Source organism: Streptomyces sp. NPDC096105, assembly GCF_044763335.1.
Taxonomy (GTDB): domain Bacteria; phylum Actinomycetota; class Actinomycetes; order Streptomycetales; family Streptomycetaceae; genus Streptomyces.
The window spans coordinates 40,392-65,402 of record NZ_JBIWGC010000031.1 but is presented as its reverse complement, the minus strand read 5'-3'; the positions used below and the strand labels follow the sequence as shown (position 1 = coordinate 65,402).

At 73.5% G+C, this 25,011-nt stretch carries 20 protein-coding genes; 3 read left to right on the top strand and 17 right to left on the bottom strand.

Features of this window, described 5'->3' with window-relative positions; translation table 11 throughout:
* Positions 1-97: 97 nt before the first annotated feature.
* From ACIQ8B_RS31275 to ACIQ8B_RS31210, 14 genes are all read right to left on the bottom strand, one after another.
* Positions 98-1,321, bottom strand: coding sequence for an aminotransferase class V-fold PLP-dependent enzyme (locus ACIQ8B_RS31275; protein ID WP_403551501.1), 1,224 nt, complete (start codon positions 1,319-1,321; stop codon positions 98-100).
* Positions 1,318-2,655, bottom strand: coding sequence for a pyridoxal-phosphate dependent enzyme (locus ACIQ8B_RS31270; RefSeq protein WP_403551499.1), 1,338 nt, complete (start codon positions 2,653-2,655; stop codon positions 1,318-1,320). Before ACIQ8B_RS31270 ends, ACIQ8B_RS31275 begins: the two co-directional genes overlap by 4 nt.
* Positions 2,652-4,148 carry a Y4yA family PLP-dependent enzyme gene (locus tag ACIQ8B_RS31265; RefSeq protein WP_403551497.1) on the bottom strand — a complete coding sequence of 499 codons (1,497 nt, stop codon included), beginning with the start codon at positions 4,146-4,148 and terminating at the stop codon, positions 2,652-2,654. Before ACIQ8B_RS31265 ends, ACIQ8B_RS31270 begins: the two co-directional genes overlap by 4 nt.
* 84 nt (positions 4,149-4,232) lie before the next feature.
* A complete protein-coding gene (locus ACIQ8B_RS31260) occupies positions 4,233-6,026 on the bottom strand; it encodes an ABC transporter ATP-binding protein (protein ID WP_403551495.1) in 1,794 nt (597 codons plus the stop codon).
* Positions 6,023-7,762 carry an ABC transporter ATP-binding protein/permease gene (locus tag ACIQ8B_RS31255; RefSeq protein ID WP_403551492.1) on the bottom strand — a complete coding sequence of 580 codons (1,740 nt, stop codon included), beginning with the start codon at positions 7,760-7,762 and terminating at the stop codon, positions 6,023-6,025. Before ACIQ8B_RS31255 ends, ACIQ8B_RS31260 begins: the two co-directional genes overlap by 4 nt.
* Complete coding sequence (locus tag ACIQ8B_RS31250) at positions 7,759-8,892, bottom strand: SagB/ThcOx family dehydrogenase (RefSeq protein WP_403551490.1); 1,134 nt, start codon at positions 8,890-8,892, stop codon at positions 7,759-7,761. The genes ACIQ8B_RS31255 and ACIQ8B_RS31250 overlap by 4 nt, the downstream gene beginning before the upstream one ends.
* Positions 8,893-8,900: 8 nt before the next feature.
* Positions 8,901-10,280: a YcaO-like family protein gene (locus tag ACIQ8B_RS31245; RefSeq protein ID WP_403551488.1), complete on the bottom strand. Its 1,380-nt coding sequence runs from the start codon at positions 10,278-10,280 to the stop codon at positions 8,901-8,903.
* Positions 10,277-11,758 carry a CocE/NonD family hydrolase gene (locus tag ACIQ8B_RS31240; RefSeq protein WP_403551486.1) on the bottom strand — a complete coding sequence of 494 codons (1,482 nt, stop codon included), beginning with the start codon at positions 11,756-11,758 and terminating at the stop codon, positions 10,277-10,279. Before ACIQ8B_RS31240 ends, ACIQ8B_RS31245 begins: the two co-directional genes overlap by 4 nt.
* Positions 11,755-12,609, bottom strand: coding sequence for a hypothetical protein (locus ACIQ8B_RS31235; RefSeq protein WP_290002828.1), 855 nt, complete (start codon positions 12,607-12,609; stop codon positions 11,755-11,757). Before ACIQ8B_RS31235 ends, ACIQ8B_RS31240 begins: the two co-directional genes overlap by 4 nt.
* 92 nt (positions 12,610-12,701) lie before the next feature.
* Positions 12,702-12,815: a streptamidine family RiPP gene (gene amiA / locus ACIQ8B_RS31230; RefSeq protein WP_290002825.1), complete on the bottom strand. Its 114-nt coding sequence runs from the start codon at positions 12,813-12,815 to the stop codon at positions 12,702-12,704.
* Positions 12,816-12,871: 56 nt separating this feature from the next.
* Entirely contained in the window at positions 12,872-13,693 is an 822-nt protein-coding gene (locus ACIQ8B_RS31225; protein ID WP_290002822.1) for an ABC transporter ATP-binding protein, read from the bottom strand.
* Positions 13,694-13,713: 20 nt separating this feature from the next.
* The gene (locus ACIQ8B_RS31220) at positions 13,714-14,721 is read right to left on the bottom strand and encodes an iron ABC transporter permease (protein ID WP_290002821.1); all 1,008 of its coding nucleotides are present in this window, start codon (positions 14,719-14,721) and stop codon (positions 13,714-13,716) included.
* Positions 14,718-15,863, bottom strand: a complete 1,146-nt coding sequence (locus tag ACIQ8B_RS31215; protein WP_403551482.1) for a FecCD family ABC transporter permease — start codon at positions 15,861-15,863, stop codon at positions 14,718-14,720. The genes ACIQ8B_RS31220 and ACIQ8B_RS31215 overlap by 4 nt, the downstream gene beginning before the upstream one ends.
* A gap of 92 nt (positions 15,864-15,955) precedes the next feature.
* Entirely contained in the window at positions 15,956-16,933 is a 978-nt protein-coding gene (locus tag ACIQ8B_RS31210) for an ABC transporter substrate-binding protein (RefSeq protein ID WP_366252249.1), read from the bottom strand.
* 84 nt (positions 16,934-17,017) lie between these two features.
* On the opposite strand from ACIQ8B_RS31210, the gene ACIQ8B_RS31205 reads away from it, so the two are divergent.
* The gene (locus tag ACIQ8B_RS31205) at positions 17,018-18,217 is read left to right on the top strand and encodes a hypothetical protein (RefSeq protein ID WP_403551480.1); all 1,200 of its coding nucleotides are present in this window, start codon (positions 17,018-17,020) and stop codon (positions 18,215-18,217) included.
* Positions 18,218-19,133: 916 nt separating this feature from the next.
* Positions 19,134-19,517: a helix-turn-helix transcriptional regulator gene (locus ACIQ8B_RS31200; protein WP_290002815.1), complete on the top strand. Its 384-nt coding sequence runs from the start codon at positions 19,134-19,136 to the stop codon at positions 19,515-19,517.
* Between the two features lie 464 nt (positions 19,518-19,981).
* Here the strand turns inward: ACIQ8B_RS31200 and ACIQ8B_RS31195 are convergent, their stop codons facing one another.
* The 3 genes from ACIQ8B_RS31195 to ACIQ8B_RS31185 form a co-directional block, all read right to left on the bottom strand.
* Complete coding sequence (locus ACIQ8B_RS31195; protein ID WP_106411230.1) at positions 19,982-21,013, bottom strand: ABC transporter permease; 1,032 nt, start codon at positions 21,011-21,013, stop codon at positions 19,982-19,984.
* The gene (locus tag ACIQ8B_RS31190) at positions 20,997-22,553 is read right to left on the bottom strand and encodes a sugar ABC transporter ATP-binding protein (RefSeq protein WP_403551477.1); all 1,557 of its coding nucleotides are present in this window, start codon (positions 22,551-22,553) and stop codon (positions 20,997-20,999) included. Before ACIQ8B_RS31190 ends, ACIQ8B_RS31195 begins: the two co-directional genes overlap by 17 nt.
* Positions 22,554-22,662: 109 nt before the next feature.
* Complete coding sequence (locus ACIQ8B_RS31185; RefSeq protein WP_403551475.1) at positions 22,663-23,709, bottom strand: sugar ABC transporter substrate-binding protein; 1,047 nt, start codon at positions 23,707-23,709, stop codon at positions 22,663-22,665.
* Positions 23,710-24,157: 448 nt separating this feature from the next.
* Between ACIQ8B_RS31185 and ACIQ8B_RS31180 the strand changes: the two genes are divergently transcribed.
* Positions 24,158-25,009 carry a fumarylacetoacetate hydrolase family protein gene (locus ACIQ8B_RS31180; RefSeq protein ID WP_290011472.1) on the top strand — a complete coding sequence of 284 codons (852 nt, stop codon included), beginning with the start codon at positions 24,158-24,160 and terminating at the stop codon, positions 25,007-25,009.
* Positions 25,010-25,011 lie beyond the last annotated feature (2 nt).

Below are 25,011 nucleotides of genomic sequence, written 5' to 3'. Positions count from 1 at the left end.
CCCATGCTCACGCCCATCGCCCGCGCCACCTCATCCGTCCCTCGTCCGTCCGTGGGCACGGACGAATCTACAGGTGGAAACGGTTATCAGTTGCCGTTCACGTCAACGACGCGAGGACCGACAGCAGACGGTCGATCTCCTCCGCCGTGTTGTACACGTGCAGGCTCACCCGTACGGATCCGTCCCGCCCGTCGGCGCCGGCCTGGCAGAGGCTGTCGGCACGCACCATGAAACCGTGGCTGAAGAGGATGAACCCGAGGTCGTCGGACGGGATGTCGCGGTGGCGGAAGGTGACGATGCCGTGGCGACGCTGGGCCGCGGGCAGGGGGGAGCCGGCGGCCAGGCTCGCCGGGCAGCCGAGGACCTCGTACGGGCCGAGTCGTACGAGCCGGTCCGTCAGCCGGGTGGTGAGTGTGGTCGTCCAGCGCGCGATCCGCTCGACGCCGGCCGCGTCGAGCCAGTCGAGCGCGGCCCGCAGCGACACGATGCCCACCGTGTTGGGCGTGCCCTGCCAGCCGCCCGGCCGGAACACGGGCCCCCGCGCGTTGCGCGCCCACACCGCGCCCGATCCGGGCAGGGCCATCGCCTTGTGCCCGGAGAAGACCACGAAGTCCACGTCCAGCGACGGACCGTCGAGACGGACGGGCAGGTGGCCGACGCTCTGTGCCGCGTCCAGGCAGATCGGCACGTCCGGGCCGACCGCCTCGCGGATGCGGTGCACGTTCATGTCGCCGCCGTAGACGTGGTGGACATGGGTGGCGGCCACGAAGCGGGTCCGCGGGCCGACGGCCTCGGCCAGGGCCCGGTGGTCGTAGTCGCCGGAGACCGCCTGGTACGGCAGCGCCCGTACGCGGACCTCGACACCGCGCTCGGCCAGCAGCCGGCGGGCCTCGAGCCAGGGGTCGAGGTTGGCCCGGTGGTCGGCGTGCGGCACGAGGATCTCGTCCCCGTCCCTGAGGTACGGCACGAGCCAGTCACGGGCGACCGTACGCAGACCCTCGGTGGTGCCGCTGGTGAAGTGGACGGCGGAGCGGCCCGGTTCGGGGTCGTGGAGGAACTCCTTGACCCGTTCTCGCGTCGTTTCCACGAGGTCCGTGGTCCGGTTGGCCCAGGGGTAGGTGCCGCGGCCGGCGTTGGCGTTCGACGTCGTGAGGTACGTCTGGACGGCCTCCAGTACGGCACGTGGCTTCTGTGACGTGGCCGCGCTGTCGAGGTACGCCAGCTCCGGATGCCCGGTGACGATGGGGAACTGTTCTCTCACCTCCCGCTGCCAGAGCGGACCTTCGGGCTCCGCGCCGGGAAGCGGGCGCGCCGCGCTCACTCGCGCACCAGCGGTGCGCCCGCGTCCCGCCAGGCGACGATCCCGCCGGCCAGGCTGCGGACGTCCGGATGGCCCATCCGGGTCAGCGCGGCGGCGAAGCGCAGTGACTTCTCGCCCACGGGACAGGCCAGCAGCACGGGAGTGCGCTTGCTGAAGGGGAGCCCGCCGCGCAGCAGGTCCTCGAACACCTCGTCGACGATGTTGACCGAGCCTTCGATGTGCAGGGCGGCATAGGCGTGCGGACTGCGCAGGTCGACGACGAGTGGCCGGGGGTCGCCCTCGGCAGACCAGCGACGGGCGTCGTCCACGTCGATGACGCGGGCCTCCGCACGGGCCTCGGCGTCGGTGACGGCCGTCGCGGAGCGCCCGCGGGCCGTCCGGCCCAGGAGTTCGGGGCGTCGCTGACGCACATAGCTGAGGTAGCTCTCGGCCCGGTCGCACACGATGAACACCGCCGTCCGGCGCTGCCCCGTCCCGTCCAGCTCGGCGTCCGCGTACCGCAGGTGCCGCACCGCCCCCTGGTAGGCGGCGCCGCCGGTCGGTCCGCTCAGCAGTCCGCAGCGGCGGATCAGGGTGAGCATCCCGTCGATGGCCTCGTCGGAGGTGACCGACTCGATGGTGTCGTACGTCGCCGGGTCGAACAGGCCCACCTGGTGGACCTCGTCGATGGTGCGGATGCCCGGTATGAAGTCCGACTTGTGGGCGACCAGGCCGAGCACCCGTACGCGCGGGTCGTGCTCACGCAGGACCCTGGCGACACCGGTCGACGAACCGGCCGTGCCCACGCAGGCGACGAACCAGTCCGGCACCCGGCCGTCCAGGTCCTTCACTATCTCGGGACCGGTACCCTCCGCGTGCGCCTCGACGTTGCGCGGGTTGAAGTACTGGTCGGTGTGCAGGTACGTACTCCCCGGGTCGGACAGCGCCCGGTGGAAGTGCGTCAGCGGGTCGTCCGTGTCGGTCGGGTCGAGGCACTCGCTGCGCCCGGGAAGTTCCTCGATCTCGGCGCCGATGAGCAGCAGGAGATCCTTGATCTCGGGCACGCGCATGCGGTTGGTGACGCTCTTGAACCTCGCTCCGTGCATACCGGCCAGCAGGGCCAGCGCCTTGGCGGTGTTGCCGCTGGAGAGCTCCACGACCGTCCCGTCGCGGCCGGTGGCAGCCTCCAGGTGGGGACGGGCCATGTGCCAGGCGGGCCGGTCCTTGACGGACCCGAACGGATTGAGCATCTCCAGCTTGGCGTAGAGATCGATGTTGCGCAGACCGTGCACGGCGGGGTCGATGCGCACCAGCGGTGTGTTGCCGATGGCTTCCGTGATGCTGTCGTACCTCATCCGGGTGTTCCCCCCAAAGGTGTGATCGGCCAGTAGTCCTCGTCCGGGCACCAGTGCCAGGAGTCGCCCCGCCGCTCCACCGCCACCGTCCGCGCGACGGGCTGCCGCTGCGCGTGATGGGCGTGGAAGTCCATGGCGTATCCGGCGGTGTTGGCGAAGGCCAGCAGATCCCCCGCCCGCGGCAACCGGGGCAGGAAGACCAGGCGGCGGGTGATGAGATCGCCTTCCAGGCACAGATTGCCGGTGAGGTAGACGCCGACCGGCTCCCCGTCGCCCGACGCCGCTTCGCCGCGCGGAAGCAGCACGGGGTCCACCAGGACCCCGTGCTCCTCCAGGCTCATGTCACCCGCGTTCATCGCGAGGTGCACCAGGTACTGCCCGGCGTCCGTGTCCGCGGGCCGCACGTCCAGCACGCGGGCGAGCGACAGTCCGCACTGGTCGACCAGGGAACGGCCGGGTTCGACGTACAGGTCGTGGAGGTGCTCCAGCAGGAGGGTGGCGGGCGGGCGGCCCAGCACCGGCGCGGGCAGGGAGAGGACCTCGTCGAGGTAACCGGGGCCGGCGGTGGGGCGGTACGCGGGGTACAGCGCGGCGGCACCGCGCACCGTGCCGCCCTCGTTGCGCAGCCCGTATCCGTGACCGCGCCAGGTCAACGGCGGGCGGACGCCGAGCACCGCCTCGGTCAGCGCGGTGGTCCACCGCTCCCAGTCCTCCGCCTCGGCGACGTAGCCGACACCGAATCCGCCCCCGATGTCGAGGGCGCGCGGCGCGAGTCCCCGCGCCCGGCATTCGTCCATGAACAGCACACACTGCTCCAGCGCCCGTGCCTTCTCCTCCACGCCCGTGGTGTCGAGGTGGTAGGCGGCGCCGGCGAACTCCACGGTGTCGGTGCTGCGTTCGAGCGCCGACAGCAGCTCTTCCGCGTCCCGGACCGGAGTGCCGAAGCGGCTGCGCCGGGAGAGCAGCCGGGTGCCCGCTCCCCCGTGGCCGGTGGCGTGCTCGAACCCCGACAGGCGTACCAGCACGGTGACGCGGCCGAGCCCGTGCGCGCGCACCAGTGCGGAGAGACGTTCCAGTTCCCCGGGCGAGTCCAGGTTGACCGTGGCTCCGACGCGCGCGGCCAGCCAGAGGAACGCGGCGTCCTTGGGGCCGGTGGCCATGATGCGGTCGCCGGTGAACCCACAGCCCAGCGCGTGCCTCAGCTCCTCCGTGGAGGCGACGTCGACGCCGACGGCGGCCGGGTCCTCCGCCGCCAGTCGCCGCAGCAGGGCGCTGGACCGGTTCGCCTTGTGCGCGAAGTACACCCGCCCGGTGAGACGGTGGCGGCGGTAGACGGCGCGGAAGCGGGCGGTGTTCGCGGCCACGGCCTCGGGGAGCAGCACGTTGAGCGGCGACCCCAGCGCGTCGACGAGCGAGTGCAGGAAGGGCCCGTCCGTCAGCAGTGCCGCGAGCGGCGGCTCCACCCTGGGCCTCAAGTACAAGGGCGCGTCCACGTGAGACCCCTCCCGGTGCCGGCCGACCGCCGGCGCGACGATCGTTCGGGAGTAGTCGTTTCCAGGTACACCCGTCCCTAAGCGTCACTGGTCCGGTTCCCGGGGCGAACTGCCGTGCCCAGGAAGGGCGGTGTCGCCGAGGATGCGGTTGAGCGCGCTGCCGGGGCGGCTTGTGAGGTCCTCCCAGGTTCCCTCTTCCGTGATGAGGCCGTCCTCCAGGACTGCGATGCGGTCGGCACGGCGGATGGTGGCCGGGCGGTGGGCGATGAAGACCGTCGTGCGGCTCTCCTGCCGCAGCGCGGTGGCGAGTTCGGCGTCGCCGGTGTTGTCCAGGTGGGCGGTGGTCTCGTCGAGCACGAGGACGCGTGGTCCGGCCAGCAGCGCGCGGGCCAGGGCGATGCGGGCCCGCTGACCGCCGGAGAGCGTGGCGCCCCGCTCGCCGACGAGGGTGTCCAGGGGGGCGATCCGGTCGACGCCGCACAGCCGTGCCGCCTCGGCCAGCGCCCGGTCGTCGGCCTCGGGCGCGGCGAGCCGCAGGTTCTCGGCGAGGGTGCCGTGGAAGAGGGGGGTGTCCTGTCCCACCAGGACCACCGCCCGCCGCAGTTCCGCGTCGTCCACCTCCCTCACGTCCACGGGATCGCCGTCGGCGGGCAGCAACTGGACCTCGCCGGCGGACGGGTCCCAGAAGCGGGCCAGCAGGTGGGCGCAGGTGGACTTGCCGGCGCCGGAGGCGCCGACGAGGGCGAGTGTCCGGCCGGGACGGACGGTGAGGTCGACGCCGTCCAGCACGGGGGTGCCGCCGTAGTCGAACCTCACTCGGCGCAACCGGACGCCCAGTGGTCCGGGAGGCAGGGGGCGTGGCGTGGCGGGCGGCGGTGCGAGGGCGGGGGCCTTGACGGCCGCGTCGACGCGGGCGGCGGCGGCGCGCAGGGCCACGGCCTGGCTCAGGGCGCGGGCCGACTCCGCGACCGGGCCGAGGACGGACAGGGCCAGCGCCATCGCGGCCGGCGCCCAGGCGCCGTGCAGCCGTCCGGAGGTCACGGACTGTGCCGCCGCGGCGACCACGCCGAGGACCGCGACCACGATGAGGAGGTCGCGGACGGCGGCGGCGACGGCCTCCCAGGTGGCCTCGGCACGCTGGGCGTCGCCCACCTGCCGCCCCCGCTCCGCCAGCGTGCGGCGGCGTCCGGCCAGAGCGCCGAAGGCGAGCAGTTCGCGCAGCCCGTCGACGGTCTCGACCGTGTCGGCCGACAGCGCGGCCACGGCTGTGCGGGTGCGGCCGCCGCGCACCGTGCGTGCGCCTGCGTCGGCGAAGGGCGCCGCGGCGAGCAGGGCAGCGACCGGCAGCACGGCCACCAGCAGCCACGGCTCCACCAGGGCCAGAAGTACCGAGCCGCCGGTGAGGACCGTTCCCGCCGCGAGCAGCTGGGCGGTGGTGTGGGCGTAGAAGAACTCCAGCGCCTCCACGTCGGCCATGGCGGTGGCGGCGAGATCGCCGCTGCGGCGGCCCGCGACCCGGGCGGGCGCGCTGCGGGCCAGTCCGTCGAAAACGCGGACCCGCAGTACGGCCAGCACCCGGTAGGCGAGATCGTGGGAGAGGTCCATCTCCCGCCAGGTCATCAGGGCGCGTACGAGAACGAGGGCGACGAGCGCGGTGACGGTGCCGGCCGTGGGAGCGCGCCCTTCGATGACGGCGGTGCCCACGGTGTGCGCGGCCAGGGTCACCAGCGCGACGAGGGAGCCTTGTTCGAGGAGCGCGGCGGCACAGGTGCGGGCCGTCATGGCGCGGTGTGCCGCGAGGGCGGGGAGCAGGGCGCGCAGCGCGCCCCGTGCGGGGGCGTCCGCCCCGGCGGCGGTGGGACCGGTGACGGTGCTCATGCGGCGAGTTCCCCCCGATGGGCGCGGCCGGCCTCGACGAGCCGGGTGTAGACGCCGCCGGCCTCGACCAGGCCGGTGTGGTCGCCGACGGCGTCCACCCGTCCCGCGTCGAGGACGACGATCCGGTCGGCGGACCGGACGGCCGCGAGCCGGTGGGCGACCACCAGGACGGTCCGCCCGCCGACCGCCTTCAGCAGCTCCCGGACGATGTCCGCCTCGCGGCGCTCGTCGACCGAGCTGGTGGCCTCGTCGAGGACGAGGACCGGGGCGTCCGACAGCAGGGCCCGTGCGAGGGCGAGCCGCTGTCGCTGCCCGCCGGAGAGCGTGGCGCCCCGTTCGCCGAGGACCGTGGCGTAGCCGTCCGGGAGGGCGGCGATCTCGTCGTGGATCCCGGCGGTGCGCGCCGCCCGGGTGAGCTCGTCGTCCGTGGCATCCGGACGGGCCAGGCGCAGGTTGTCGGCGATGGTGGCGTGGAACAGGTACGTCTCCTGCGAGACCACGGCGATGCCCTGCCGCAGCGAGTCGAGCGCGTACTCGGTCGTGGGACGCCCGTCGAGGGTGATCCGCCCTTCCTGCGGGTCGTGGTGGCGCAGGAGCAGGGCCAGCAGGGTCGACTTGCCCGCGCCGGACGGCCCGACGATCGCGGTGGTCCGTCCCGCCCGCGCCGTGAAGGAGACACCGTCCAGGGCGGGTGCGGGAGCACCGTCGTAGGTGAACCGGACGTCGTGGAAGCGGAGTTCGGGCGGTGTGGGCCAGTGCGCGGGCGCCGTTGCGGTGTCGGGGACCGCCGGCGCGGCCGTGCGCAGGGCCGCCAGCCCGTCGGCGGCCGACGCCCCCAGGTAGCCGGCGTGCCATTCCCGGGCGAGGTCGCGGACGGGGCGGAAGCACTCGGAGGCCAGCAGCAGCACCAGATAGGTGCCGGCCGCAGTGGTGGATCCGGTGACGGCCGACCAGCACGCCAGGAGCGCTGCGGCGGCGGTGCCGCCCTGGACGGCGAGGTCGGTGATGCCGGTGTCGACCAGGGACACCCGCAACTTGGCGACGGTCGCCCGGTGCAGGGCCGCGGACCGCTCCTCCAGGCGCGCCCGGGTGCGGCCGACCGCGCCCGCGGCGCGCAGGGCGGGCATGCCCTGCAGGGCCTCCAGGTAGTCGGCGCCCAGCCCTTCGTAGGTGTCCCAGTGCTCCTTTCCGCGGGCGGCGAGGAGCCGATCCCAGGCGCGCGGCCCCAGCAGGGCCAGGAGCAGGGCGGGGACGAGTCCGAGGAGGGCCCGGGGTTCGACCACGGCGAGGAGGGCGAGGACCAGGGGGGGTACCGCGAGGGTGACCAGGAGCTGGGGCAGGTAGCGGGAGACGTAGGCGTCGACGCCCTCCACCCCCTCGACCAGGGTGGTGCGGACGGCTCCCGCCCGCGCTGTGGTCAGGTACGCGGGCCCCAGCCGGCCCAGGTGGGCCAGGAGTTCGTCGCGCAGTGCCACCCTGGCCCGGGCCCCGGCGCGGGTGGCGGTGCGCCGCTGCCACAGGGCGAGCCCGGCGCGGGCGGCGACGACGGCGAGCACCGCGGCCAGCAGCCACGGGAGCCGGCCGGTGTCCCCGCGGGCCAGGCCGGCGAGCGCGAGGGCCAGCAGCGCGGCCTGTGCCAGGTGCGTGAGGGTGACGGCTCCCTGCAGGAGGGTGGCCGCGAGCAGGGGACGCCGTGCGCGCGTTGCGGCGCGGCGCAGCTCGAGGTGGACGATCATGTGGAGTTCTCCTCGTCGGCGTGGCGGGTGCCGAGGGCCAGGGCGTGCACGACCCAGTCACGGCCCGGCGCGGCGCCGAGGGCGGCGCCGAGATCCGCCTGCTGCCAGGAGCCGACGGGCCGGGCCGCCAGCCCGTGGCGCAGGGCTGCGACATGGGCCAGGTGGACGGCGAAGCCGGCTCGCAGGTGGGCGCGGCGGATGTGCGCGGTGTCGGCGTCCGTGGGGCAGCCGTGGGCGAGCAGTACGGCGCCGGCGTCCGCGAGCCACGCCTGGCCCGCCGCCCAGGCCGCGAGCGTCGGACGGGCCTCGCCGGACGCGTAGCGCCGCAGGGCCGTGCCCTCGGGAGCCAGTTCCATGAGGCCGGGCCGAGGCGGTCCGACCGCGGCGCACCAGCGCAACAGGCCACCGTCCCCGGCTCGTTCGGCGGTGGCCAGGACTGCCCGCAGCGCATCGCGGGGTGGGGGGCCCGGCAACGGTGGTGGGGTACTGCGGCGCGCCAGCAGGTCGGCCGGCGTGGGCGGGTCCTCAGTCTCCGCGGGGCGCTTCGGACTCCGCCCGTCGGGCGGTGGGACGCGTACGACGGCCAGGGGGTTCTCGGTGCGCCCGTCCATCCGTACGTCGCATTCGCCCGCGCCCAGGACGCGGGCCGCCAGGAGCAGCGCCGCGGCGGCGTGCCCGGTGTCCAGCAGCAGGAGGGGCCAGGCCCGGTGGCCGTAGTGGGACACCGTGCGCTGTGCGGTGACGGAGAGCGCGGCGGTCACGCCCGGCGGCGTGCCGTCGAGGGGCGGGCCGACGTGGTGGACGCGGTGGCGCAGCGGGTCGTAGCCGTAGCGGCCGGGCGGCAGGGAGCAGCCGGCGCCCACGACCAGTTCGGTGTCCACCGGGTGCAGCGCACCGGCGGAGGGGGTGGGCCTGAGGCGTCCGGAGGTGTCCGAGGCCGCCAGGGACAGACGCAGCAGGGTCCGCAGGTCGAGGTCCGCGGGGCCGGCCTCCGGGATCGGGCGCGGTGGCCCCGGCCAGGGGCGGACGGCTGTGCCGGCGGGCGTGTCGGGGCCGGGGCGCTCCGGGGAGCGGGCGCGGGCGAGGGCGGCGGCGAGGTCCACCGGGCGGTCCTCGCGGGGGTGTTCCACGGCGGTCCTCACATGTGCGGCGGAGGCGCCAGCGTGAAGTCCTCCGGCGCGCTCGGCGCGGTGGTGCGCCATCCGCGCGCGACCGCGGCCTCGGCGAGGCGCGGGCAGCCGAAGTAGCCGAAGGCGGCGGGCGCGTTGGGCAGCAGTCCGGAGACGAGGACCCGGGCGACGCGCAGCGCGGTCTCCGCCACGTCCTCGGTGGTGAGGTCGAAGGTCATGACGCGGTGGCCGCCGCCGCGCAGCGTGCTCTCCAGCCGCTCCCGGCTTCCGGGCTCGACCGCGTCGACGGATACCGTCCCGAGCGCAGGCTCGGTGAACCTCCGGGCCTCGGCCGCCATCCGTTCGTCCAGCCACACCTGCACGTGCGCTCCCAGGTCCCGCACGTGCTCGAACTGCTTGCCGCACACGTCGAGGTAGCGGCCGTCGGCCCGGTGGTCCAGGTAGAGCCCGCGGGCGAGCAGCCCGGCCTCGACGGCCTGGAACACCCAGCCGTCGGGGCCGGTCAGCCCCTGGGTGAAGACCCAGGTGTGGACGGCTTCGAGGACAGCCTTGCGGGCTGCTTCGGCCGGGTCGTACTTGCAGGCGAACCCGGCGGCGTACAGGCCGAGGCGCGGGTCGTGGACGAGCGCGGCCATGCAGGGGGCGAACTCCGAGTGCATCTCGACGAGGTGGACCTCGAGCGCGGAACCGGCGAGGTCGTCGGTGAGGCCGGGCACGCTCGCCGGGTCGATGCCCCGGGCCGGGCCGTCCAGGTGCCACCACAGTTCCAGGGCGTCGCGTTCGACGATTTCCAGCAGGCCGCGCTCGATCGCGTCGTCGAGGCCCTGTCCGGCGGCGATTCCGGCGTAGTTGAGGTGGTGGGTGCGGGGCAGTTCGCGCAGGCCGCCTTGGCGCCAGTTGAGGTGGGTGAGCGAGACGGGTGCCCAGACCTCGGCGGCGGTCCCGTCGGACAGTCGTTCGGTTCCTCGTGTCCACAGCGCGGGGGTGTCGGCGGTGAGCGGGCGGTAGGGGAATTCCGCGCGGGCGTACTGCCAGGGTGCGTAGGCGGGCAGATCGGCCGGGCCGTACAGGCGCAGGCCCTTGTCCGCCAGTTCGGCGGCGGTGGCGCGCAGGGGTGCGTCCGGGTGGCCGGGCGGCGGCACACGGTTGCCGCAGTAGCGCTCCATCCCCTCGGCTATCGCGGCGACGCGGGCCTGCTCCGGATCGCCGAAGGTGGTGCCGAGGGACACCCGGTCGGCGGGCCACAGCCCGAGTCTGCGGGCGTCGGACATCTCGGCCGTGAGCGCGGTGTAGCGGGGCGGGGCGCCCGCGGGGTGCTCGACGGGCTTGACCTTGCGGACGATGCCGCAGACGGGGTCGACGAGCGCTTCCAACGGCAGAGCCGTCATCGCAGGATCTCCTCGGCAGGGGCGGTGGGGGCGGGGCGGGGCGGGAGCACGGGCAGGTTCAGCACCACGCTGTCCGGGTCGACCTGCCGCCGGGAGGCGAGCAGACGTTCGGCCGTCATCGGGTCGTCCCCGGTGTGGGGGTTGCGGGCGTGGGCCGGAAAGTGGTGTCCGGCGATCTCCAGGCGCAGCCGTGTACCGGCCCGGAGCCGGCGTGCGAGCCGGCCGAGCTCGACGGTGAACGCGGCTTCCCGGCCCGCTGGTTCGGCGCGCCGCACGATGCCGACGGCGAGCCGCTCGGCGGTCCCGTCCGGTGGGAGCGCCACGAGCCGGGCGACCCAGTCGGCGGACGGTGTGTGGGCGGTGGCCCGCAGCCGCACACGGGACGGTCCGACGAGGTCGAGCGGACGCGGCGACGGCGGTGTGACCAGCAGGCAGCGGTCGGGCGGACCGTCCGCGGGGACGGTCAGGTCGTCGGAGCGAACGGGCCGTGCGGGGTCGGCGATGAAGGCGGAGCCGTGCAGCAGGCGCGTGCGGTGGGCGCGCGGTTCTCCCTCGGCGCCGGCCGGCAGCCACAGGCCGGCGCCGCCGAGCGCCAGTGCGCCGTGGCGGCCGGGGGCGAGGTCGCCGGTCAGGGCGCGGCGGGCCCAGCGCACGTACAGCTCACCGAGATTCAGCCGGTGGGCGGGGCCCGCGTCCGGTCCCGGAGCAGCGGTCAGGGAGTGCCCCCAAGGGCCGAGCAGCAGGCGTGCCGGGGATCCGCCCCAGGCGCGCCACAGAGCGACGGTCTCCTCGGCGAAGTGGTCGTGGTGGCCGCCCACCGCGAGCAGGGGCGGCCCGGCGTGCGCCGCCCGTGCCACGAGGCGTCCGCGGTCGTGGTGGCGCCACAGCCCCGCCCACGAGGGCAGGGGGCGTCCCAGCCGCTCGGGCAGGGCGGTCAACGGCAGGTGGGCGAGCAGGCCGGGATCCTCGGCGAGGGCCTTGTCCAGCGCGCTTTCGTCGGAGTCGCGCCGGTCGCCGTGGGCGGCCCACCATCCGGCGCGGGAGAGCAGCCGTTCCACGCCGGACGCCTCGCGGGCCGTCTCCGCCGGGCCGAGGGCGGGCACGGCCGCGATGACGGCATCCGGCCGGGCGTTCCCAGGGGCGTCGAGGGCGAGGACGAGGGCGCAGTGGGCGGCGTAGGAGGCGCCGGCGGCCACCAGCCGCCCGTCGTTCCACGGCTGCCGCCGGATCCAGCGGACTGCTGTTGTTCCGTCGGCGGTCTCGTTCGCGTACGGATGCCACTTCCCTGGCGACGCGAAGCGGCCCCGCACGTCCTGGACGACGGCGGCGAACCCGCGCTGGGCCCAGCCACGCGCCTCGGCCCGGTGGCGTGTCCGGTCGTAGGGGGTGCGGATCAGGACGGCCGGGAAGGGACCGTCACCGGCCGGGAGACGGACGTCGGTGGCGAGTTCTCCCACGGCCGTCTCGAACGCCGTCATACGCCCTTCCTCGGCGTCGGTGCGACGTCGGGCACCGGGAGGACGGCGTGCTCGGTGACGGTCAGCGTGCGCAGGTCCACGCGTCGGAGCCGGCGCCGTGCCGGGAGGCCGGCCGTGTCGGGGGCGCCGGTGGCCCACCGGCTGAGATCGTCCGCGAGCAGCGCCGCGAGCAGCGCGGCGGCGGGCACGGGGAGCCGGACGGGCGTGCCCGCGGTACGGGGGCCGCTCCAGTACGCGGCCAGTTCCCGGTGGGCGGGTGTGGCGGCGAGCCGGCGGGACCGGACGTGCGCCGAGGTGACGTCTCCGGGAGCGGCGGCCACCGGCTCGACGTACGCCTGCCAGCCCTCGCGGTGGCAGCGCAGCCACGCGACACCGTGCTCCGGCAGCCGGTCGGCGGCGTCCCACAAGCCGTCCGGCGCGGGTCCGTCCAGGCACCACACGACCGCGGAGGGGTTTCCGTCGAGCAGGTCCTCCACACCCGCCGGCGAGCTGCCGGAGGCGGTCACGGCCGGAGCCGTACGGGGCCGCGCGCCCAGGGCGGCCAGGTGCACGGCGAGCGGTTCGGTCAGTACCGGGTCGCCGAGGATGCTGACGTTCCGGCGAGCGGCGGGCCACTCCGGGGCCGACGGCCCTTCCGCCAGATAGCCGGCTTCTTCGAACGCCCGGACCACGCGCTCCAGCCCCTCGTCCAGCGGGGCTGCGGTCCCCCCGGCGAGCAGGGAGAGCAAGGCGTCCTCGTCGACGTCTCCTGCCCTGACGCTGAAGAACTCTCCCGCGGGGGTGCGGACGGCGAGCCCTCGCCCGGGCACGGCGACGACCTCGGCACCGGGTACGAGTCGGCTACGGGACACGGCGTTCCTCCTGTCGGCGGGACCTGGGACGGGTGTGGGCCCGCCCGGAAGGCATCGGGCGGGCCCACGGTCGAGGGCGGCCAGGCCCTCGCTTACTCCTCGGTGTCCTCGAAGGGGTTCTCGACGAGCGCGTTGGAGTGAGAGGCCGAGTCGTGAGCCAGCTGACCCGGGTCGGCGATCGGCTCGAAGATCTGCTCGTTGTCCATGAACTCTCCTTCATCAGCAGGGAGATACGGCGTTCGGATGAGCGCCACACCTCACTCTAATGAATCTGATTTTCATATTCTAGTGCCGCGATGGGGTGATCTGGGTAACACACGGGCCACCCCCCTTCCGGATCCTCACCGACCCGGCCCGCCACCTGCAGCACCTCCGCCAGCAACCCCGGCGTGACGACCTGTTTCGGCGCTCCGTCGGCCACCACACGGCCCTCCCGCAGGGCGACGATCCGCTCGGCGAACCGGGCCGCGTGGGCCAGGTCGTGCAGCACCATCACCACCGTGAGCCCGCGTTCCTCGCGCAGACGCACCACGGTCTGCAGTACGTCGAGCTGGTGGTGCAGGTCCAGGTACGTGGTCGGCTCGTCGAGCAGCAGGACCCGGGTGTCCTGAGCGAGCGCCATCGCCAGCCGGACGCGTTGCCGCTCGCCGCCGGACAGCGCGTCGACGTCACGGTCGGCCCACTCCTCCACCCCGACGTCACGCAGCGCCCGGCGCACGACGGGGTCGTCGCCCTCGCGCAGCATGCCCAGCGGGCCGCGTGCCGCGTACCGCCCCTGCCGGACGAGATGACTGACCGTCATGCCCGGGACGGCCGGGGCGGACTGGTGCAGCAGCGCCACTCTCCGGGCCGTGGCACGCCTCGAGAGCCGGGCGAGGTCGTCCCCGCCGAGCCGAACGCTCCCCTCGTCCGGTTGCAGCAGCCCGGCGGCCAGCCGCAGCAGGGTCGACTTGCCGCAGCCGTTCAGACCGATCAGGGCGGTCAGTTCGCCCGGCCGGACGGTCAGGTCGACGCCCCGCAGCACGGGCCGTCCGGGGTAGCCGAAGTGGACCCCCTCGACGTGGATCCCCACGGACTCGATCATGCTCTGTCCTCGATTCGACGTCAGAACGTACGGCTCGGCGTGCGGCGCACGACGATCAACAGCAGCGCGGCACCGAGGCAGGCGGTGAGCGCCCCGACCGGCAACGTGAGCCGTCCGGAGTCGAACGCCGTCGCCAGCAGCCGCGAGGACAGCTGCGCCGCCGCGTCCGCCCCGCACACCACGACCGCGCCCGTCAGGGCGGCGCCGGGAAGACTCCGGCGCAGGTCCGCGCCGAAGACGGCCACGGCCAGATGCGGGACGAGCAGCCCGATGAAGCCCAGCGCCCCGACGGCGGCCACCGCACCCGCCGTCAGCGCCACCGCGCACAGCAGGGCCAGGGTCCGGGCCCGGCGCGCGGAGAGCCCGGCGGCGAGGGCGATGTCGTCCCCGCAGCGCAGCAGGGTCAACGGCCCGGACAGCAGCCAGGCCGCGGCCCCCCAGACGAGCGCCCACGGCCAGAGCAGGTGCCAGTGCTCCCACACCCGGCCCTCCGTGGTGCCGACCAGCCACTGCACCACGCTGCCGAGTTCGCCGGGCTTCACCAACAGCACCATGGCGGTGAGCCCGCCGAGCACCGCCGACACCAGCACCCCGTGCACGGCGGTCTGCGCGGGATCACCGCGCCCGCGGCCGGCGAGCAGCCACAACAGCGCCGCTCCGGCGCACCCGCCCCCGCACGCGGCGAGGACCACGGCCAGAGGCGAATGCCACCCGGCGAGTCCCAGGGCGGTCGCGGTGACGGCGCCGAGCACCGCCCCCGGGGTCACGCCCGTCACCTCCGGTCCGGCCAGGGGATTGCGCAGGGCGGACTGCAGGACCAGCCCCGCCACGGCCAGACAGGCGCCCGCGCCGAGGGCCACCAGCAGTCTCGGCAGGCGCAGCTGGAACAGGATGTGCCGCTCCGTCGCGTCACCGCCCCCGTTCAGGACGTCCCAGACCACACCCGGGGACATGCCCCGCCCGGCCACCACCTCCACCGCGGCGCACACGACGGCCAGTGCCGCGAGGGCCGTGAAACGCCGTGTCACCGTACGTCCTCCGTCCTGATCGTCCCGGGAGACGGCGAGGCCGGACCGCCGGGCCCGGGTCCGCCCCGGTGAGCGTGATGCGATGCCCCGGCGGAAGGTCCTTCGTCCGCCGCACCCGAGGCCGCCTTCCGCGGCCCGGACGGCTGCCCGCGCACCCCGGCCGAAGCGGCCGGCCCCCGCCGGACCGCCTGGCGGCGGCCGCCCGACCGCATCAGCGCGACGCCGGCCGGCACCCCCAACAGAGCGGTCCAGGCGCCGGCCGGCGTCTCCACGGGTGCCAGCGCCAGCCTGGCCGGGACATCGGCGGCCACCACGACGACAGCACCCCAGGCCGCGGACCACGGCAGCCAGCGCACGGCCCCGGCCGCGGGATCGAACCAGCGGCTCAGGTGCGGGGCGAGGAAGCCCACCCACGCGACGGGACCGCACACTGCCGTCACCGGGGCGATCAGCACCACGGCGATGGCCAGAGCGGCCAGCCGTGCGCGCTGGGCACGCACACCCAGCGCCTGCGCGTCCTCGTCACCCAGCCGCAGCACCGACAGCACCGGCGCGCACAGCACGAGAGCGGGCACCGCGACGAGCAGCCACGGCCACAGGCCCGTCACGTCCTCCCAGGTCCGGGCGGAGAGGGAACCGAGCAGGTAGCGGTAGATCAGCTGGAGGTCCAACTGGTCGGCCATGACCATCAGGACAAGCAGCGCGGCTTGCAGCGCGGCCGCCACCGCCGCGCCGGTCAGCAGCACCGCGGACGGACTGCGGCCGAGCCCGGCGACGAGCAACGTGAGCCCGCCGCCGAGCGCGGCCCCGCCGATGGCCGACAGAGGCTGAACGGCGGCGGGCAGCGACAGCGACAGCACCAGCGGCGCGGCCACCCCCAGCGCGGCCCCGGACGACACTCCCAGCATCTCCGGCACCGCCAGAGGATTGCGCAGCGCCTCCTGGAGCACCAGTCCGGCCGCCCCCAGGCAGGCTCCGGCGATGAGCCCCAACAGCAGTCGGGGCACGCGGAGTTCATTCACGACGATCCCGGCCAGGCTGGTGTCCCCGTCCAGCACCGCGGCGGCCAGCCGGTGCGGGGGGACGTAGGGGGTGCCGAGGCTGAGCGCGCAGAAAGCGGAGACGGCCAGCAACACGACCACCAGAAGCGACTGCCACCTGCGCGCACCGCGCGACGGCCGCTGTCCGTGCGCCGCGGCGCGATCGGCCGCCGCCGGCTCCGGGAGGGACGGCCTCACCGCAGCGCGGCCGTGGCCTCGTCGAGGACGATGCCCAGCGAGCGAGTGCCGCGCCCCTTGGCCCACACCTCTGAGTTCACCTCGTGGACGTCACCGTTCCTCACTGCCGGGATCTTGCCCCAGAGCGGGTTCTCGGCCAGCTTCTCCGACAGCTTGCCGTCTGCCTCACCGAAGCTCAGGGTCTCGACGAAGAGTACGTCGACGTCCTGGGCGAGGATCTCTTCGAGGGAGTAACTGCCTTCCACACCACGGGACTTCCACGGATAGTCGGCGATCTTGGGGAACAGGCTGGCGGCCACGTCCCCTTCGGGCGTCGCGACACCGAAGTTCTCGTCACTGCCGTAGATGACGAGCGCGGTCCTGTCGCTCGGCGCCTTCTCGGCCGCGGCGAGCTTCGTCCGGAAGGTCCTCTCCGCCTTCTCCCCCTGGGCGGTGCGGCCGGTGAGCGCGGCGACGTCGCGCAGGTAGCCCACGCTGTCCTGCCACGTCTCGGGCTGCATGGCCCAGAACGTGGTGGCGCCCTTGAGCGCCGGGGCGAGCTTGCCGTGGGTGTCCCCGAGGCCGATCACGAGATCGGGCTTGTGGGAGAGGATCGCCTCGACCTCCGGGGCGATGAAGCCGCCGGGGATGACGTCGACCTCCTCGGCCCTCTCCTCCCCCAGGAAGTCGGGGTGGGCGAGCAGCGCGCTGTTGGTGGCCGTCGGGACGATGCCCAGCTCGGTCAGGATGTCGTCGCACAGGGCGAACAGGCAGACGATCCGCTCGGGTTGCTTCTTCAGGGAGATCCTGGCGCCGTTGGTGTCGGTCAACTCCGTCGACGCCTTGATGGGTTCGACGGTCACCTCCGTCTTCGCCGGGGGCTCGGCCTTGTCGTTCGCGGGTTCCTCGGCGGACGAGCCGCAACCGACCAGGAGCGAACCCACCGCCGCTGCGGTGAGCCAACTGCGGACGAATCTCGACGGTGAGCGCAGCATCGATGCCCTCGTTTCTCTCAGGTGCCGGGAACGCACTGAAGATACATGATAATCGTTTTCACAAAACCGGTTTCTGGAGGACTCGTGCCCACTGCCACACCCGTCCTGCTCGTCTCCGACCATGTGGCCGGAGCCGTACACCTGCTGACCGTGCCGGACGGCGTCTTGACAGGACGCCTCACCGGCCGTCACCTCTCCGAGCACGCCGGCTTCCTGGCGCTTCCGGGAGGGCGGGTGGCCTGCGTCGACGACCGCCGCGGGGAACTACTGGTGCTCGATCCCTTCGCCGAGAAGCTCGTGGAGCGCACGGTCCCGGTCGCCGTGCCGGCCGAGCATCTCGCCTGCGACCCGTCCGGCCGCCGACTGGCCGTCACGACCGGCCTCGGCAAGAACAGCGAACCGTGGTCGGACCTGCTGACGGTCCTGGACCTGGTCACCGGGGAAGCCGCGCGGGTCCGCACGCGCGTCGGTGAACCGGGCGTAACCGTGCTGGGCGGGACCGACCCGCTGGTCGTGCTGCGCCACCGGGAACCCGGCGCACTGGCCGTCCACCGGTTCGCGGACCTCCTCACGGCGCCGCCGGGCTGCCCTCCGGTCACCCCTCACGCATCCCTGCCGCTGCCGGACGACGGACACGGAGACGCACAGGCACCCGGCTCGGAGCACGTGTTCGCGGCCACGGGACAGGGAGTGCACCAGGCCCGGAGGGAAGGCGACGCGCTCACCGCCGAGGCGGTCATTCCGTGGAGATCGCCCGCCCGGGGCTGGTACCTCCGACTCGACACCCGGCGGCAGGCGCTGTGGACCACCTTGCGGGGCGGCGCCCCGAACCCGCTGCGATGGCCGGAGTGGACCAACCAGGCATGGCACCACGACCTGGGGACAGGCCGCACGCTGCTCACGGAACTCGGCCCCGGACTCGTCTTCCGGCTGGCCCTCGCCCGGCACCACACCGCCTTCACCCGTGTCCACCCCGACGGCGACGAGCTGATCCTTCTCGGCGCCGACGATGTCGTCCGCCGCTGCCCCCTGCCCGCGATGGACGGCGCTCCGCGTCGCGGTGGCACCCCCTGGGAGGGCGTCCAGCGCCGGGCGGTGGCCGCCTCACCGGGCTCCGACTGGATCGCCGTCACCCGGGGCGGCCACGGCGAGGTGCACATCGTCGACGCGGAGACCGGTCACGAGGCGGCCCGTCTGCGGCTGAGCACACCTCTGCACCACGGCGGCCACATGACACTGCGCGTCCGGAACGACGGTGCCGACGGCGATCCCGTGGGGCGGTGACGGCCGGTACGGGCCGGCACGCCCCAGGCGTCCGGAACAGCCGCCGTCCGCGGGAGCAAGGTCCGCCACCGCGCCACACGTACGTCCGTACGCACGTTTCTCCTGATCAGTGGCCAGCCGCCGAGTCCGGCTCCGCGGCGCGGTCGCCCCTTCACGACCCGGCGGATCACGGACCCGGGCGCACCGCGTCCAGCGGATGACCACGCGCTCGTCCGGCTCGCCGGTCTCCGCCGGTTCCAAGGCAGGGGGACGGTCGAGAAGCCGGTGCTCACTGCGCGATGTCGTGCAGGCGGTCTCCAGGCAGCGGTGTGGTCCCCCGGGGAAGACAGCGCCGGCCCGACCCTCGGTGGGGTGGGTACGGGCAGCCCGGCCGGCGACCAGCGCGACGGCTCCGGCGCTCCAGCTCTCGGACGCGTGATGACCCCGTGCCCATGGGCGGCATGCCCGCACCGCCTCCGCGGGGCCGGCCCGGTGGACCTCGCCGGAGGCGGCGTAGTCGACGCTGCCGGGGCGGGGTGGCCGAGTGTCCCACGGCGCAGCGCACACCAGTGCGCCGATACGGCCGAACCGCGCCACCGGTTCGCCGGCGAGGGGTCCGTGTGCACCCGCGTCGACGCCCCTGCCGTCTGGAGCGGCAGCGCAAGGAGGAAGAGGATCGTGGCCGCCGCCGCCCAGCGCACCTCGGGCAGGGCGAGGACCCGCGTCCTGCGCCTGGGGCCTTCGCCGGTGCGCGGGCGCGCGGGCCGGTCCGCCGTGGGCGAGGCAAGCACGGAGGTCATCGGAGCGGTCAGTTCTTCACGACGGCAGGATGGAACGGCGGCGGTCCGGACACCCGGCCACCGCTCCGCCTCACCATACAGAAAAAGATGAAAAGTCGTTCATGTGTTCATGGGAACGTGTTCGTAGGATGGAGCCCATGGGCCATGGAGCTGACGCCGAAACCACTGCCACCGCACGCGAACGCCTGGAGACAGTGGGCGCCGCCGATGTGGCCGCGACCCTCCAGGCACTGGCCACGCCCTCCCGGCTGCGCATCCTCGCCCGCCTGCAAGAAGGCCCGTGCGCGGCCACCGAGCTCGCCAATGCCGTCGGCATGGAACAGTCGGCCTGCTCCCACCAGTTGCGCCTGCTGCGCACCCTCGGCCTGGTGACCGGGGAACGCCGGGGCCGCTCGGTCATCTACGCCCTCTACGACAACCACGTCGCCGAACTGCTGGAACAGGCTCTCCACCACGTCGAGCACCAGCGCCTCGGCCTGCGGGACGCACCCGCCCCGGCGGCGGCGAGCGGGAGGATCTGAGCAAACGTCCGGTGCACGAGGGCGGCGCCCGGCGGGGACCGCTCGGCAACGCACCACCACCTGCTTCAACGGGACTGATCCCCGCGTCGCATGGCCTGGTCACGGTGCGGGGACCGCCCTCTCACGGCTGCGATGCCGGGAGCGGCTGCGCCCGCAGATCCGACGTCCTCACGCACGGAGCAGGAACCCGGACGGGAGGGGAGCCGGACGCGTCTTGCGTGCGAGCCCAGCCGAGCTCACGGCGAAGCCTCACCAGAGCGCTCCGGTGGGGCTTGGCCTCATGACGCCGGGCAGAGGCCCCGCCTGGATGTCCCCGGGCAGGTCTCTCGCCCCGTCACCGGCGCTGTCACACGCCTGTCCCCGACAGGGGGTCACCCGCGGGTCTCTTGCTGTGCGCCACGGGCGGGCGGGACGGGGCCCGGGCCTCGTCCCGCCCGCCCGTCCCGCCCGCCCGGCAGCCCCCGTCACTCCTGCTTCTCGCCGGAGGCGAAGCGGGAGATGATCAGTGCGACGATGATGATCGCGCCGTTGAGGAACTGGTTCCACAGCGGCGGCACGCCGGCCAGGGTCATGACGTTGACCACGAGCTGGAGGGTCAGCACACCGGTGAGGGCGCCGAACAGGGTGCCGCGGCCGCCGTTGAGACTGACGCCGCCGATGACGGTGGCGGCGAAGACCTGGAAGATCCAGCCGTTGCCCTGGTCCGCGGAGATGGAGCCGTAGTGGCCGGTGTAGAGGATGCCGGCGAAGGCGGCGAGCAGGCTGCCGACGATCAGGACGACCCACACGATCCGGTCGACCCGGATGCCGGCCGCCCGGGCCGCCTCGGCGTTGCCGCCGATCGCGTACAGGGCGCGGCCGTGGCGCAGCCAGGCGAGCGCGCTGCCGCCGATCAGGAAGAGCAGCGCGCAGATCCAGATGCCGGCGGGCGCCCCGAGCCAGGAGGCGCGGCCGAGGTAGGTGAAGGAACCGGGCAGGTTGACGATCGACTGGCCCTCGGAGACGGCGACCTGGAGTCCGCGCAGCAGGGTGAGCATGCCGAGGGTGACGATGAAGCCGTTGAGCCGCAGTTTGAGGATGAGGAAGCCGTTGATCACGCCGATCAGCGCGCCGACCAGCAGGCACAACGGGATGGCCGCCCAGCCGGGGAACAGCCCGAGGCCGAGGAAGCGGGCGCCCTCGTCGGGCAGGACCATCCAGACGGCGATGACCGGGGCGACGCCGATCGTGGACTCCAGTGAGAGGTCCATCCGGCCGCAGATCAGAATCAGGGCCTGGGCCAGGACCAGCAGACTCAGCTCGGTGGCCTGCTGTCCGACGCCGAGCAGGTTGTCGGACGTCAGGAAGGCGGGCGAGACCACGAAACCGATGACGCACAGGACGAGCAGGACCGGCACCAGCGACAGGTCGCGGAAACGGGCGAACTCGATGCGGCGCCCGGTGGGCGCCGGGGCGGCAGCGGCCGGTGTGGTGCCGACCTCAGTGGTGGGGGTCATGGCTGTCCTTCGTGTCGGTCGGGTCGGCCATGCCCTCCATGGCGGCGACCAGTTGTTCGTCGCTCCAGTCGTGCCCGAACTCGGCGACGACACGGCCGTGGAACATGGCCAGGACGCGGTCGCAGACCCGCAGGTCGTCGAGTTCGTCGGACACGATCAGAGCGGTCCTGCCGGCGTCGGCGACCTCGCGGACGGTGCCGAGCAGGGACTCCTTGGACTTGACGTCGACGCCGTTGGTCGGCCGGACGGCGACCAGGACGTGCGGCTCGGTGGCGAGCGCGCGGGCGATGACGACCTTCTGCTGGTTGCCGCCGGACAGCGCGGACACCTGGGTGGTCGCGCCCGGGGTCTTGATGTCGAGGTCGTTGATCATCCGCTGGGCGAAGGCCCGGGTCCGTGAGGGGAGCACCATGCCGAACGGGCCGAGCTGATCGGTGACGGTCAGCGTGGCGTTCTCGGCGACGCTGCGGTGCGGGACGAGGCCCTGGATGTGCCGGTCCTCCGGAACGAACCCGATGCCGGCCGCGAGCGAGGCGGGGACCTTGCCCGTGCGGAGGCGCCGGCCCGCGACGGTGACCGTGCCGGCCCGGGGGCGGCGCAGGCCGGCGAGGGTCTCGCCGAACTGGACGTTGCCGCTGGCCGCGGCCCCGGCCAGCCCCACCACCTCACCGGAGCGGGCGGTCACGGAGACGTCCTGGTAGGCGCCGTCCAGACTCAGCCCGGAGACCTCGAGCAGCGGTTCGCCGCCGGAGCGCGCGGCGCCGGTCACGGACCAGGCGGGCGCGACGCTCCGCGTGCTCTCCCCGGTCATCGCCTCGACCAGGGCGTGCCGGTCGAGTTCGGCGACCGGCGCGGTGACGACGTGCCGGGCGTCGCGGTACACCGTGACGGTGGTGCAGAGGTCGTAGACCTCCTGCAGGTGGTGGGAGATGAAGAGGAAGGCGATGCCCTGCTGTTGCAGGGCGCGCAGTTTGCCGAAGAGCCGGTCGATGCCGCGGGCGTCGAGCTTGGCGGTGGGTTCGTCGAGGATGACGAACCGGGCGCCGAACGACAGGGCTCGGGCGATCTCCACGAACTGGCGCTGCTCGACGCTCAGGTCCATGGCGCGTGCGGTCGGGTCGACGTCCACGCCGTACTCGGCGAGCAGTTCGACGGCGCGCAGGCGCAGCCGCTTCCAGCTGATCGGGCGCAGCGCGCCGGCGCTCTGCCGGTCCAGGAAGAGGTTTTCGGCGACGGTTAGGGACGGGATGACGGTGGAGTGCTGGTAGACGCAGGCGACCTTGGAACGCCATGCCTCGGTGTCGCCGAACGCCGGGGCCGGCTCGCCGTCGAAGCGCAGGGTGCCGGTGTCGGGGCTCTGCAGGCCGGTGAGGATCGAGACGAGGGTGGACTTGCCCGCGCCGTTGCGGCCGACCAGGGCGTGTGCGTCGCCGGGCGCGACCGAGAGGCGGGCGTCACTGAGCGCGACGGTGGCGCCGAAGTGTTTGCTGATCCCGTCGGCCTCGACGACGGGGCCCCGGATGGGGCTGGGGTCCGCCATGGCGGGTTGTCCTTTCCGCGGAGGGGCTCGTGGGCGGTGGCCCCGGAAGGCGTGGGACGAGGTGCTTCCGGGGCCACCGCTCAGAGGTGTTCAGGAGGTGCTCAGGGGGTCACTTGCTGACGTTGTTGCCCCACAGGGCCTTGTCGTCGACGTTCTTCTTGGTCACCAGCGGGGCGGGGAGCTGGTCCTCGAGGCCGTTGGGGAGCTCGATGACGGTCGAGCCGTGGTCGGTGGGACCGGGCTTGAAGGTCTTGCCCTCGGCGGCGGCCTTCGCGTAGTACACCGCGTACTTCGCGTAGAGGTCGGCGGGCTGGGAGATCGTGGCGTCGATGTGGCCCTGGCGGATCGCGTCGAACTCCTGCGGGATGCCGTCGTTGGAGATGATCGTGATGTGGCCGGGCTCGCCGGCGGGCTTGAGCAGGCCCTTCTGCTTGAGCAGGGAGAGGGTGGGCTGCAGGAAGACACCACCGGCCTGCATGTAGATGCCGTCCAGGTCGGGGTGGGCGGCCAGGGTGGACTGGAGTTTGGCGGAGGCGACGTCACCCTTCCAGTCGGTGGCCAGCTCGATCACCTCGATCCCGGGGAACTTCTCCTTCATGCACGCGGCGAACGCCTCGGAGCGGTCACGGCCGTTGATGGAGCTGAGGGCGCCCTGGAGTTCCGCCACCTTGCCCTTGCCGCCGAGCTGCTCGCCGAGGTACTCGCACGACTTGGTGCCGTACGCCTTGTTGTCCGCGCGGACCACCATGTAGACGTCGCCCTTGTCGGGGCGGGTGTCGACGCTGATCACCGGGATCTTCTCGGCGGCCAGCTGGTCCAGGGTGGAGGCGATGGCGCCGGTGTCCTGCGGGGCCATCACGACGGCCTTGGCGCCGGTGTTCTGGAAGACCTTGACGTTGGCGACCAGCTTGGTCACGTCGTTCTGGGAGTTGCTCACCGGCAGGGCGCTCACGCTCTGGGTGCCGGTCTCCCGGTCGACGTACTGGGCGTAGGAGTTCCAGAAGTCGGAGTCGGCGCGGGGCAGGTCGATGCCGATCTTCGCCGTGCCGCCGTTCGCGGAGGCGGAGTCGCCGTCGCGGTTGCAGGCCGTGGTGAACCCCGCCAGGACGGCCACGGTGGCGGCCGCGGCCGCGATTCTGGAGGAGCGAGGCTTCATGGTGCTGATCTCCTTGGCTGGGACGGCCGGTGCCTCGGCCGAGGTGAGTGGGAGCCGGGTCGACGGACCGGCGTGCGGGAGTGGCGCGCTCCCCCGCCGACGGCTGGGAGGTGGGGCGTCCCGGCAGGTCTGCCAAGGAGCGCGGCTGCTGAGTCATCGGATGGCTTGCGGCATCGTGGACCTTACGAGTCGGCAACTTGGGCTGCAAGAGGAGACGTCAGACGAATTTGAATCGTGACGTACGGGTCGCGGATGCACGTCAGGACGGGTGAACGAATGGTGCTCAACTGCCCATACGGCCGCAGGGGCGACCAGGTGCGCACACAGAGAGGTCGGATGTCTCCTTGCGGAGGGTCGCCGGTCGCTCGTATGGTCGAGCCCGGCCAGTCATCCGATGTATTGATCGACGGAGGACCTGGGCCTCCACAAGCGACGACAGGAGAAGAACATGAAGCTGTTGCGAGTCGGGGAACCGGGCCGGGAGACGCCGGCGGTCCTCGGCGAGGACGGCGTCGCCTTCTCGCTGGCGGAGGTCACCGCCGACATCGACGGGACGTTCCTCGCCTCCGGCGGGATCGAACGGGCCGGGCGGGCACTGGCCGGGGGATCCCTGCCGCGCCTGGACACGGCGGGCCGGCGGATCGGCGCCCCCGTCGCCCGCCCGGGCAAGGTCGTGTGCGTCGGCCTCAACTACCGTGACCACGCCGAGGAGACCGGCGCGGCCGTCCCCGAGCGGCCGGTGGTCTTCATGAAGGACCCGTCCACCGTCGTGGGCCCCTGCGACGCGGTGCACATCCCCCGTGGCTCGGTGAAGACCGACTGGGAGGTCGAACTCGCCGTCGTCATCGGCGCCGAGGCCCGCTATCTGTCCGGCCCCGACGAAGCGGCCGGTCACATCGCCGGCTACGCGGTCAGTCACGACGTCTCCGAGCGGGAGTTCCAGCTCGAGTACTCCGCGCAGTGGGACCTCGGCAAGTCCTGCGAGACCTTCAACCCGCTGGGCCCCTGGCTCGTGACCCCCGACGAGGTGGGCGACCCGCAGCGACTCGGCCTGCGCCTGTCCGTCAACGGCGAGGTCCGCCAGGACGGCAGCACCAAGAACATGATCTTCGACGTCGCGTACCTCGTCTGGTACCTCAGCCAGTACATGGTGCTGCGCCCCGGCGACGTCATCAACACCGGCACCCCGGCCGGCGTGGCCCTCGGCCTGCCCGGCACCCCCTATCTGCGCGCGGGCGACACCGTCGAACTGTCCATCGACGGTCTCGGCACCCAGCGGCAGAAGTTCATCAACGCGTGAAA